Annotated in this window: 1 protein-coding gene; it reads right to left on the bottom strand. The window is 60.6% G+C overall.

Going from position 1 to position 231, the window contains the following annotated elements; genetic code table 11:
* A partial coding sequence (locus RTW80_RS31015) for a hypothetical protein (protein WP_312722107.1) occupies positions 1–231 on the bottom strand: 231 nt, incomplete at both ends.

Raw genomic sequence — 231 nt, 5'->3', positions numbered from 1 at the left:
GAGTACATGTATGCGGTATCGGTCGAGAATTCAGCCGCACAGGTGTCCACGCGCTTGTAAACCGGGTGCAGGTCGTACTGGTCGCGCAGCTTGCGGATTTCCGCTTCACGCACGCCCGCCAGCTTAGCCAGACGCGCATCGGCGAAGCCTTTACGCTTCAACATGCGCAGGAAGTCTGCGTCCAGGCCGTTGATGCCCAGCTCCGCCACTTTCTCTTCCAGACGCACCAGC

This window comes from Escherichia sp. AM3 (genome assembly GCF_032029835.1).
GTDB classification, from domain to species: domain Bacteria; phylum Pseudomonadota; class Gammaproteobacteria; order Enterobacterales; family Enterobacteriaceae; genus Escherichia; species Escherichia coli.
Note: the sequence above shows the minus strand (reverse complement) of the source record. Positions and strands in the feature narration are given on the sequence as shown.